Source organism: Yoonia sp., from assembly GCF_030731595.1.
Taxonomy (GTDB): domain Bacteria; phylum Pseudomonadota; class Alphaproteobacteria; order Rhodobacterales; family Rhodobacteraceae; genus Yoonia.
The window spans coordinates 1-10292 of record NZ_JANQTS010000124.1 but is presented as its reverse complement, the minus strand read 5'-3'; the positions used below and the strand labels follow the sequence as shown (position 1 = coordinate 10292).

Sequence of the window (10292 nt, the reverse complement as noted above, 5' to 3'; positions counted from 1 at the left end):
TACGAAGATCAGGGTGTCGCGACGCTTGAAGACGGGATCTATGTGCTGGAAGAAAATCTGGAAGATCCGGTCTTCGTAGACAAGATGGTGCGGTTTGTCCGTGCCTCTATGAAAGGCTGGAAGTGGGCCGAAGAAAACCCCGAAGCTGCGGGCGCGATCATCATCGAATATGATGAAACCGGTGCGCAGTCAGAAGCAGCCCAAGTCCGTATGATGCAGGAAATCGCGAAACTGACCGCAGGGTCGAACGGCGCGCTTGATCCGGCCGATTTCCAGCGGACTGTCGACACGTTGCTGGCCGGAGGCTCTGATCCTGTGATCTCGGCGCAGCCCGAAGGTGCATGGACCAGCGTGATTACGGATGCCGCGCTGAACTAAACAGGCAACGCAGGCCGGGGTTTAGCCCCGGATCACCTACTGAAAGGCTCCGGGTTCGCCCCGGGGCCTTTTGCACATCAATGGGATGCTTCACGAAGCTTTGAGGGAAATTGGCGGGGCGCCACGCTCGGAATTTCCCGATGATGTGCTATCATCCATTTCAAGCCATTGCCGCAAACTGGAGATGTTTCATGACACGGACTTTGATCACCCGTCGCACGGCCCTTGCCCTTGGCGGTGCCGCACTTTTGACGCCAGCTCATGCCGCAGGTTTGGCCCCGACACCCACAATGCGAGGTGGCGCCAACAACTATCGTCCCGGTGCGCCGATTGTCGAGCGTATCGGTGGCGGCGGTTTCTGGATGACAGGGACGGTGCGCCGCGCTGGTGACGGGGCACCGCTGCAAGGCCAGCGCATTCAGGTCTGGGCGCATACCACCGAAGGACATGAGCGTGACGCCCATAGCCATGGTGCAGTGCTGACCGATGCAAATGGTGTTTTCCGGCTCGAGATGCCCCAGATTGTGCCTGCATTCGGGCAGGCTCATGGCCATCTGGCCTATGACAGTGGTGATTTCAAAACAGTATTCTTGCGCCCTCTTATGGCCAGCCCCAACGATACTACTCTGAACGTGGATTTCGTGCTTGAGCCAGCCTGACCCGTCGCCCAGATCACGTTGGCGTTCGGTATTGGTCTGGGGGGTGCTTGCCTTTGCCGGGCTTGTGCCTGTGATTGCCGCTTTGCAAAGCCCGCAGCTGCAATGGCGTGATCCGATCTATATCATGGCGGGGTTTGCCGGGATTATCGCAATGGGTGTGATGCTGGTGCAGCCCTTTCTGGCGACCACTGCCTTGCCCGGACTATCCATCGTTCAAAGCCGGCTTTTTCATCGCAGGCTTGGAGGTCTTATCGTCTTTGCGGTGATTGTTCATGTAGGTGGGCTGTGGATCACCAGCCCGCCGGATGTCGTTGATGTGCTTTTGTTGCGTTCGCCGACCCCCTTTGCCGTTTGGGGGCTTGCCGCAATGTGGGCGGTCTTTGCCGCGGCCCTGCTTGCGCGTTTCCGGCATCTTATGCCCCTGCGTCTGTGGCGATGGGGGCATACGGCGCTTGTGGTGGTGGTTGTGCTGGGCACTGTTGTCCATGCGGCCCAAATCACCGGCACGATGGAGCCCTTTAGCAAAGCGTTGTTGTCCTTGGGCCTTATCGCGGCGCTGAGCCTTGCAATAGCGCGCCGCAAGGTCTGGTTGATCGGGCTGCGGGGCCGCTAGGGCGCATGCACGATCTTTTGCTTGCGCGCGTTTTCAGTCTACCATCACCGTGATTTTCACGGTCTTGTCGCGCCTGATAGGCCAGAGTGATAGGAGAACAGTATGTACAGGATACTCTGGGCAATCCTGCTTTGCCTATCCGCCCAAGGTGCCTTTGCAGAGACTTGCCCGCCCAGCTATCGCTTTGTTGATTTCGGGCGCGAGGACAGCGACGGGGTCCTGCGCCGTGGCGGGGTGATCTTTCGCGCGTTCGATGAAAATGGCACGCGCCTTTTGTTGCCAGAACGCAGCATCTGTCGCGCGGTCGAGGAGGTGTCCAAAGACGGGCGTGCCTTGCCTATCCCCGTTGTCGCAAGCGTCGGTGTTGATCTGGCTGTCGCTGGGCTGGATCTGGTGGACTTGCAGCTGGTCAAATATGACGATTCCATCGCAGAGGCAGAGGCCAATGCAGTCTTGCACCGCGAGACACTCGCCCGGCCTGACACAGTGACGTGGCGCGGAGACAGTGCTCTTTGTGTCGAGGCCACAAACACTGACCGCGTGAGCTGTCAGATCGTCTCGCCCTATGTGGCGATTGCGCCTTTGGTGATCTATTGCGAGACGGGGCAGTGCCAGATGCCAGTTCTAGCGCGGGATGAAGAGCTTGCCATCACTGCCACTTGGGACAGTGATGCCACTTCTTCCGAAGCGTTGGCGCAGGAGATCATGGGGAAAGTCCAAGAAATATACGACTTCTTGGAAGAGCAGATCTAGCTGCCCGATTTCAGTTCATCGCACGATAGGTGGGAATGATATCCCCCGCGGCTTGCGTGGCCTCATAGACCCCGCGCGCGATTGCGCGGCTAAGGCAGACCGCCGCCGCCGCTGCGATCTCTCGGAAAGCCGTTTGATCAACCGGGGTGCCCGCACGCGTTGAAACCCCGAAGACCAGATCGCCATCAAGCGGCGTATGTGCCGGCACGATTGCCCTCGCCATGCCGTCGTGGGCGGTCACGGCCAGTCTGTGGCATTGCGTTTTGCTTAGCGGTGCATCGGTGGCAACGATGGCGATTGTGGTGTTTGCACCTTCGGCTGCTTGCAGCATCATCGCCTGCTCTTTCCGGCTGGGGGCCGGGGTGACATGGCCCGCAATCGGGTCTGGGCCCGCACCGCCGAATTCGCCATCAATCTCGAAAGGGGCTGCCCAGAAATGGCGGTCGCCGGGGGTGGTCACGCTGCCCAAAGCATTCACCACAACCAAAGCTCCCACCGTCGTGCCATCAGCCAGCACCAAAGAAGCCGAGCCAAGCCCGCCCTTTTGCATCGCGGCCATCGCACCTGTGCCAGCCCCCGCAGTGCCGATCTGAAAGTCAGCGCGGGCGTTGTTCAGGGCCGCGCGCCCCAAGGCGCGGTAGGGGTTATCGGTCCAAGCCTTGTCCCCGCCGTTAATCAAATCAAAGACGATCGCCCCGGGCACGATCGGGATACGCATCGCACCGACAGCAAAGCCGCGCCCCATATCGCGTAGCCCGTCCATGACGCCCGAACAGGCATCCAGCCCAAAGGCCGACCCACCCGATAGCACCAGCGCGTCGATGTCCTGCACGGTCTTGTCGGGCGCCAGAAGGTCGGTTTCCTTGGTTCCGGGCGCGCCGCCCATCACATGGACGCTGGCGATAAAGGGCCTGTCACCGACCAGAACCGTGCTGCCGGTCTTGATGTGATCGTCTTGCGCATTGCCGACCCTGAGGCCCGCCACATCCGTAATCAGGTTTCTGGGTCCCGGTTTATATGCAGCGGCCACCGTCCACCTCCATTGCAACGCCCGTGATCATGCTTGCCTCGTCCGAACATAGAAAACAGGCAGCATTGCCCATGTCTTCGGGTGTGGAAAACCGGCCTAAGGGGATTGTGGACAGGAATTTGGCCCGGATTTCGGGGGTATCCTCGCCCATGAAAGACTTAAGCAAGGGTGTTTCCCCCGCGACAGGATTGATCGCGTTCACCCGAATGCCTTGGGGGGCCAGTTCGACCGCCATGGTTTTCGTGGCCGTGATCATCCAGCCCTTTGAAGCATTGTACCAGTTCAGGCGCGGGCGCGGGGAAACCCCCGCAGTCGAGGCGACATTGAGGATCGCGCCTGCGTTCCGGCTCTTGAAATGGGGCACAAAGGCGCGCGCGGTCAGGTAGACCGATTTCATGTTCACGGTGAAGACGCGGTCGAAGTCGTCCTCGCTGATATCCTCCATCGCGCCGGGCAGATGGGTGACGCCCGCGTTGTTCACAAGGATATCGAGCGGACCTTGGGAAAGGACGGTTTCGGCAAGGTTAGAGACTGAAACGGCGCTGCCCACATCGCAGGCAATAGCAAGACCGCCAATTTCATTTGCAATGGTTTGGGCGGCCTCCGGATTGATGTCGACCACGAAAACCATTGCGCCTTCGGCTGCAAATTTCCGGGCAATTCCAGCCCCGAAACCAGAGCCGCCCCCGGTGACAATCGCCGTCTTATTGGCCAGCCGCATGTTTCCCCTCCACATATTGTTGCTGCCAGCGTAGAGATGCTGCTCTGCGCTGCAATCCCTTTTTCAGACGGCCTGCTTGAGCTGGGGCAGTTGCGGGGCCGCCGCGATCAAAGCTTGTGTGTAAGGATGCTTGGGCTGGGTCAAAACAGTCTCTGTTTCGCCCTGTTCCACGATTTTTCCCGCCTGCATCACCAAGACCCGATCTGTCACAGTCCGCACGACCGACAGGTCATGGCTGATAAACAGATAGGCCAGAGGGCGCTTGCGGCACAGGTCAGCGATCAGGTCCAGCACCTGCGCCCTTACCGAGACATCCAGTGCCGATACTGCTTCGTCAAAGATGATGAGTTCGGGTTCGATAATCAGGGCGCGGGCAATCGCGATCCGCTGCCGCTGTCCGCCGGAAAATTCGTGGATGTACTTGCCTGCGTCATCCGGCGAAAGCCCCACATCAGTCAGCGCCTTAGCGATGGCATCGGTGCGCGCTTGGCCTGTTGGCGGGGTTTCCAGAAGGTGGAAAGGTTCGGTAATAAGCCGGTCAACGCGGTGGCGCGGGTTGAAGCTGCTGTAGGGGTCTTGGAACACGACTTGCATCTTGCGCCGCACGGCCAGGTTGGGCTTTTTGCCGGTGAAAACGGGCGCGCCATCAAGCGTGATTTCGCCGCTCTGTACGTCCTCCAGACCCAAAATAGCCCTTGTTAGGGTCGATTTGCCCGAACCGCTTTCACCCACCAGCCCCACCCGTTCGCCGTGGTCGATATAGAAGGATACATCATCGAGGGCGCGGAATGTGGGGCGCGGCCCGAGCAGGGTTTTGCGCGGCAAGGGATAGTCGCGGGTGATATGTTTTGCGGACAGAAGTTGTACAGAACCTGTATGTACAGGCAGTTGTACAAGATGGCTGGATGCCGCGAACAAAGCCTTGGTGTAAGGGTGCTGCATATTGGTCAGCAGGTCTTGGGTTGCGCCCACTTCGACCACGCGTCCTTTTTGCATCACGACGATCTTGTCGGCAATCTCGGCCACAACTGCCAGATCATGGGTGATGATGAGCAGCCCCATCCCGAATTCGCGCACCAGCCCCCGCAGCAGCTCCAGAATGCGGGCTTGGGTGGTCACGTCAAGCGCGGTGGTCGGTTCATCCGCGATCAGCAATTTGGGGCGCAGCGCTATGGCCATGGCGATGACGACACGCTGGCGCTGCCCGCCGGAAAGTTCATGCGGATAGCGACTGGGCGGGACTTTCAGGCCGACCCGTTCCAGCATGGCCGCTGCCCGTTTATTGGCTTCGGCCTTTGTCGTTTTTTCGTGGATCAGGATCGTTTCGGCCACTTGTGCGCCAATCGTCTGGACAGGGTTGAGGGCTGTCATCGGTTCCTGAAAGACCATGCCAACCGTCTTGCCGCGGATCTTGCAAAGCGCGGGTTCGGGCGTTTGCAGGATGTCGTGCCCGTCGAGTATGATCTGGCCTTTGGCCTTTGCTCCGCGCGGCAAAAGCCCCATGACCGCCAGCGCCGTCATGGATTTGCCCGACCCGCTTTCGCCCGTGATCGCCACGATCTCTCCGGCCCGCATGTCCAGATCAATGTCATGCAGGATGGCCGCATCGCCGATAGAGACCGACAGCGCCTTGATCGCGAGCAAGCTCATGTGCGGACCACCCTGATCCGCGGATCAAGCCAGTCGCGCAGACCGTCGCCCATCAGGTTTAGCCCCAGTACCATCAGCAGGATCGCAAAACCCGGGACCAAAGCGGTGTGTGGCGCGATGCTGACCAAGGTTTGCGCGTCTGCCAGCATCCGCCCCCAACTGGCGGTGGGTGGTTGCGCCCCAAGGCCGATGTAGGAGAGTGCGGCCTCGGCCAGAATGCCAAGGCTGAACTGGATGGTACCCTGCACGATCATCAGGTTGGTGATATTGGGCAGGATATGTTCGATGGATATCCGCGCCGCCGATTTCCCGCAGACGCGGGCGGCAAGGATAAAGTCACGTTCCCACAGGGGCAGGGCCGCGCCGCGTGTCAGGCGTGCAAAGACAGGAATGTTGAAGATGCCGATGGCGATGATTGCGTTCACCGCAGAGGCCCCGAAGACTGCCGTGATCAGGATGGCGATCACCAGCGAGGGAAAGGCAAAGACCAGATCATTCCCGCGCATGATCAATTCGTCCAGCAGCGACCCGTGCCGCGCTGCCGCCAGCAGGCCCAGCGGGATGCCCAGCCCCATACCGATCCCGACAGCGACCAGAGCCACGGCAATCGAAGTGCGCGCGCCCATCATGATCATCGACAGGATATCCCGCCCGAAATGGTCGGTCCCCAGAAGATGCGCTGCATTGGGCGTTTGCAGTTTGCCCGGGATATCAAGGGTTTCGATATCGTAAGGGGTCCACAGGAAGGAGATCGCGGCGAGGGCGATAAACAGCGTGGTGAGTGCCGCACCGATGATCAGATTGCGGCTCATGACTTGGTTCGCAGCCGTGGATCGACGGCGGCATAGGCCAGATCGACAAGGAAGTTTACGACAATCACGACAAAGACCAGCAGCATCACAACGCTTTCCACGACGATCAGATCGCGCGCGCTGATGGATTGAAAGATCAACCGCCCAAGACCCGGCAGAAAGAACACCTGTTCAATGATAATCCCGCCGGCAAGCAGGAACGAAAACTGTAGGCCGATGATGGTCAGCACAGGGATCAACGCATTGCGTACAGCGTGCCGCCAAAGTGCTTGGCGTTGGGTTAGCCCTTTGGCACGGGCGGTGCGGATGAAATCCTCGCCCAGCATATCCAGCAGGGATGACCGCATGACCCGTGCAAGGATCGCCGCTTGCGGTAGGGCCAGTGCAATCGCGGGAAGTGTCAGGGATTTGATGGCTTGGAACGGGTTATCCCAGCCCGGAAAGCCCCCCGCCGAAAACCAGCGCAGGTTGATGGCAAAGATCAGCACGAGGATCATCGCGAACCAGAAATTCGGGATCGCGACGCCCAGTTGGGTGGCCCCCATGATGGCGGTGTCGCCTGCGCCGCCACGTCTGCTGGCTGCATAGATGCCCGCCGGAAAAGCGATGAGAGTAGAAAGCGCCAGCGCATAGATCGCCAGCGGCAGCGAGACCCAGATGCGGTCCGCGATCAGGTCTGACACGGGGGTTTTATAAGTCCATGATGTGCCGAAATCCCCTTGCAGCATGCCCGCGACCCAAGCGAAATAGCGCTGTATGACTGGCTGATCGAGCCCCATTTCCGCCCGCAAAGCGGCAATTGTATCAGGGCGGGCATTCACGCCAAGCATAAAGGCAGCGGGATCGCCGGGGATCACTTCGATCACGGCGAAAATGACGATGGAGGCGACGATGAGGCTGATCACCAGCGAAGTCAGCCGTCCAGCGGCAAAGCGGATCATGGGTGATCCTCTTCCAAGGCGGGGGCGAAGTTGATTTCGCCTTTGGGGGCGGTGCCGTTGAGGGCGATGAAAAGGATGTATTTGGGGTTGAGCCCGCTATAAGTCAGCGCATGCTCATTCGTGAAACCCATCGGACGGTAGACGTCAGGATTCCCAGTCAGGACGCACCCCGCCGCTCCCTTTTTTCGCAGCATATCTAGGCCGGTTTGCACCAGCTTTGTACCTATTCCCTGTCTTTGCATATCGGCCCTGACCGAGATTGGCCCTAGCCCGTACCAGTCCCCCTTGGCCTTCCTGATTTTGGCTGGAGAAAACGCGACATGACCGATGATCTCGTCCTGTTCAGCCACCAAAGACAGTGTCAAATCACCCGCTTTGCGCAGCTGGTCGATGATATCCGGCTCACTGCCGTCGCTGAAAGACATCGGCGCGAATGCATCCCGCGTCAGGTCACGGATCGCTTTGTGGTCTTGAGGCGACTCAGGGCGGATCAGCATGACAATGACCCCGGTGGGTCGTGACGCACCGGGGCCATATGCTTAGTTGCCCCAGCTGACGCCGGTGAGATCGACAGCAGCGGTGGGCTGGTTGACCCAAAGCCCTTCGATCCCCGCCTTGGCGACCGTCGCGACAGCCAGTTCAAAGAGGTAACCGTTGACGTAATCCTCGGAAATGATGGTCTGGGCTTGGGCCAAAAGCGCGCTGCGTCCGGCGGGGTCGGTTGTGGCGTTCAGTTCTTCCATGACAGCCTGAAACGCGGGGTTGTCGTATTGGAAATAGTAGTCGGGGTTGGCGTAGATGTTGATATCCATCGGTTCGGTATGGCTGACAATCGACAGGCCAAAATCCTTGTTGGTAAAGACCTCTTCGATCCACTGCGCCCATTCGAGGTTGGTGATCTCGGTCTCGATGCCCACCGCACGCAACTGGCTGGCGATAATCTCGCCGCCGCGCCGTGCGTAAGATGGCGGTGGCAGTTTCAGCGTGGTGGTGAAACCGTCGGGGAACCCGGCCTCGGCCAGCAGGCTGCGGGACAGGTCGGGGTCGTATTGCGAATTGGCCAGCAGATCGACGTAATCAGGGTTGTGCGGGGCAAAATGCGTACCGATGGGGGTGCCATAGCCGAACATTGCGCCATCTATGATTGCCTGGCGGTCGATCGCATGGGCCACGGCCTTGCGGACCAGCAGATTGTCGAAGGGCGGCATCTTGTTGTTGGTGGACAGGATGGTTTCACCTTCGGTATTGCCGACGAGAACCTGAAAACGCGGATCAGCCTCGAACTGGGGCAGGTTTTCAGGGGCAGGGAAGCCGACAAAGACATCGACGTCTTCGGCCATCACAGCGGCAAAGGCGGCAGTCGGGTCAGAGATGAAACGGAAGGTCGCACTGGCTAGTGCAGGCGCGGGGCCCCAGTAAGCATCGTTGCGGGTCAGTTCCAGACGGTCACCCTGCACCCAGTCGGCAAAGGTAAATGGGCCGGTGCCGATGGGGTTGGAGGCGATATTCTCGATGCTTTCAGGGGCGACGATCACCGCATCCCCCCATGCCATGTTGAACAGGAAGCTGCCGTTGGGTTGGTCGAGTGTGACCTGCACGGTCAGCGGGTCGATGACGGTGACATCGGTGATGCCTGCGAAAAGGCCCTTTTGCGCATTGGTGCTGTCCTCGGCGCGGGCGCGGTCAAGGCTGAATTTGACGTCTTCAGCATCCATTGTGGTGCCGTCGTGGAAGGTGACGCCAGCGGCAAGGTTGAAGGTGTAAACGAGGCCATCGTCCGAGATATCCCAGCTTTGAGCGAGGCCACGAATGATCGCGCCGTCTGCATCAAACCGGGTAAGGCCCTCAAAAACATTGGCGTAAAGCACAGAGTCAATCGCCTGCGCCGCCCCGCCTGTGGGGTCGAGGTTCGGCGGCTCGAACTGGATTGCGACGGTGATGCTGTCCTGCGCAAGTGCAGCGGACGCGCAAAGAACGATAGCGGTTGATGCGGCAAGGCGTTTGAAATGGTGCATGATGACCCCCTGTTGTTGGGTGACAGTGTTCACTGAAGCGGCGGCGCAAATCAAGTGCTGGCGGTGATTGGGGTGCGGGGTAGGGAATGCTCGGATAAGCTGAAGGGGGGAGGCGCGATGATGGTGATGATGCATCAGCGCCGAACAAGAGTGCCGTACGTGAAGTCCAGCAAGACGTCATTGGCGGTAATCCGGTAGAGGTCGGTGGCCATTGCCTGCTGAGGCTATCGAGATTGGTCTAGACCGACAATATTCGGCGATGAATTCAGGTAACTCTTCTTTTCAAATTTGCTAGTTTGGATCGCGCAGACTCCAAAGCTTCGATTAATTCATCTAGACTAACCAACTTCTGTTCATCATATTTTGAGTAAATGTAGTTATCCCAAGAGCAGGGATCCTTCGAAAAAATGGCAACGTCCAAGTTCCCAATTTCTCGTTCCTCACTGACAACAATAGCAAAGTTGTCGAGGACCTCTATCTCCGCAAATAGCTCGTCGTAGTCTGGTGCAGACTGGACACCAATCTTGAATTTCTTTGACATTTAAGTCTACCTTCAACTCTCTGGCTCTCTAAATCCTTTAAAGCTACCATCTGGGTTCCATTGAGCACCGCGACCATCTGGATGCCAGCAAGCGTAGGATGGGTGCTTGCGCCCATGTTAGAACCCAGAGGGAACATTCCACCAGCAGAAGCAGAGCAAGCGTAGCACCCATGCTTAGC

Annotated in this window: 11 protein-coding genes and 1 pseudogene; 4 read left to right on the top strand and 8 right to left on the bottom strand. The window is 58.9% G+C overall.

What is annotated here, in order from left to right:
* From NWQ23_RS14460 to NWQ23_RS14445, 4 genes and pseudogenes are all read left to right on the top strand, one after another.
* Nucleotides 1-378 (top strand): annotated as a pseudogene (locus NWQ23_RS14460) (ABC transporter substrate-binding protein); the annotation flags it as partial.
* 191 nt (nucleotides 379-569) lie between these two features.
* On the top strand, nucleotides 570-1037 hold the full coding sequence (locus NWQ23_RS14455) for a twin-arginine translocation pathway signal (protein ID WP_306167092.1): 468 nt from the start codon (nucleotides 570-572) through the stop codon (nucleotides 1035-1037).
* Nucleotides 1024-1650 (top strand): ferric reductase-like transmembrane domain-containing protein, encoded by a 627-nt coding sequence (locus NWQ23_RS14450; protein WP_306167091.1) that lies wholly within the window; start codon nucleotides 1024-1026, stop codon nucleotides 1648-1650. The genes NWQ23_RS14455 and NWQ23_RS14450 overlap by 14 nt, the downstream gene beginning before the upstream one ends.
* A gap of 102 nt (nucleotides 1651-1752) precedes the next feature.
* Nucleotides 1753-2403, top strand: coding sequence for a hypothetical protein (locus NWQ23_RS14445; protein WP_306167090.1), 651 nt, complete (start codon nucleotides 1753-1755; stop codon nucleotides 2401-2403).
* Between the two features lie 10 nt (nucleotides 2404-2413).
* Here the strand turns inward: NWQ23_RS14445 and NWQ23_RS14440 are convergent, their stop codons facing one another.
* The 8 genes from NWQ23_RS14440 to NWQ23_RS14405 all read right to left on the bottom strand — a co-directional run bounded on the left by NWQ23_RS14440 (nucleotide 2414) and on the right by NWQ23_RS14405 (nucleotide 10113).
* Nucleotides 2414-3433 (bottom strand): P1 family peptidase, encoded by a 1020-nt coding sequence (locus tag NWQ23_RS14440; protein WP_306167089.1) that lies wholly within the window; start codon nucleotides 3431-3433, stop codon nucleotides 2414-2416.
* On the bottom strand, nucleotides 3417-4154 hold the full coding sequence (locus NWQ23_RS14435; RefSeq protein ID WP_306167088.1) for a glucose 1-dehydrogenase: 738 nt from the start codon (nucleotides 4152-4154) through the stop codon (nucleotides 3417-3419). The genes NWQ23_RS14440 and NWQ23_RS14435 overlap by 17 nt, the downstream gene beginning before the upstream one ends.
* 63 nt (nucleotides 4155-4217) lie before the next feature.
* Nucleotides 4218-5804, bottom strand: a complete 1587-nt coding sequence (locus NWQ23_RS14430; RefSeq protein ID WP_306167087.1) for an ABC transporter ATP-binding protein — start codon at nucleotides 5802-5804, stop codon at nucleotides 4218-4220.
* Nucleotides 5801-6616 (bottom strand): ABC transporter permease, encoded by an 816-nt coding sequence (locus NWQ23_RS14425; RefSeq protein ID WP_306167086.1) that lies wholly within the window; start codon nucleotides 6614-6616, stop codon nucleotides 5801-5803. The genes NWQ23_RS14430 and NWQ23_RS14425 overlap by 4 nt, the downstream gene beginning before the upstream one ends.
* A complete protein-coding gene (locus NWQ23_RS14420) occupies nucleotides 6613-7557 on the bottom strand; it encodes an ABC transporter permease (protein ID WP_306167085.1) in 945 nt (314 codons plus the stop codon). Before NWQ23_RS14420 ends, NWQ23_RS14425 begins: the two co-directional genes overlap by 4 nt.
* Nucleotides 7554-8054 carry a GNAT family N-acetyltransferase gene (locus NWQ23_RS14415; RefSeq protein WP_306167084.1) on the bottom strand — a complete coding sequence of 167 codons (501 nt, stop codon included), beginning with the start codon at nucleotides 8052-8054 and terminating at the stop codon, nucleotides 7554-7556. Before NWQ23_RS14415 ends, NWQ23_RS14420 begins: the two co-directional genes overlap by 4 nt.
* A 42-nt stretch (nucleotides 8055-8096) precedes the next feature.
* Nucleotides 8097-9572: an ABC transporter substrate-binding protein gene (locus NWQ23_RS14410; RefSeq protein ID WP_306167083.1), complete on the bottom strand. Its 1476-nt coding sequence runs from the start codon at nucleotides 9570-9572 to the stop codon at nucleotides 8097-8099.
* A gap of 265 nt (nucleotides 9573-9837) precedes the next feature.
* Complete coding sequence (locus tag NWQ23_RS14405; RefSeq protein WP_306167082.1) at nucleotides 9838-10113, bottom strand: hypothetical protein; 276 nt, start codon at nucleotides 10111-10113, stop codon at nucleotides 9838-9840.
* Between the last annotated feature and the right edge of the window lie 179 nt (nucleotides 10114-10292).

Excerpts from the sequence above, each read along its gene's own strand:
- NWQ23_RS14420 (WP_306167085.1), bottom strand. The coding sequence starts at position 7,557 with ATGATCCGCTTTGCCGCTGGACGGCTGACTTCGCTGGTGATCAGCCTC.
- NWQ23_RS14435 (WP_306167088.1), bottom strand. The coding sequence starts at position 4,154 with ATGCGGCTGGCCAATAAGACGGCGATTGTCACCGGGGGCGGCTCTGGT.
- NWQ23_RS14415 (WP_306167084.1), bottom strand. The coding sequence starts at position 8,054 with ATGCTGATCCGCCCTGAGTCGCCTCAAGACCACAAAGCGATCCGTGAC.
- NWQ23_RS14405 (WP_306167082.1), bottom strand. The coding sequence starts at position 10,113 with ATGTCAAAGAAATTCAAGATTGGTGTCCAGTCTGCACCAGACTACGAC.
- NWQ23_RS14410 (WP_306167083.1), bottom strand. The coding sequence starts at position 9,572 with ATGCACCATTTCAAACGCCTTGCCGCATCAACCGCTATCGTTCTTTGC.
- NWQ23_RS14430 (WP_306167087.1), bottom strand. The coding sequence starts at position 5,804 with ATGAGCTTGCTCGCGATCAAGGCGCTGTCGGTCTCTATCGGCGATGCG.
- NWQ23_RS14455 (WP_306167092.1), top strand. The coding sequence starts at position 570 with ATGACACGGACTTTGATCACCCGTCGCACGGCCCTTGCCCTTGGCGGT.
- NWQ23_RS14445 (WP_306167090.1), top strand. The coding sequence starts at position 1,753 with ATGTACAGGATACTCTGGGCAATCCTGCTTTGCCTATCCGCCCAAGGT.
- NWQ23_RS14425 (WP_306167086.1), bottom strand. The coding sequence starts at position 6,616 with ATGAGCCGCAATCTGATCATCGGTGCGGCACTCACCACGCTGTTTATC.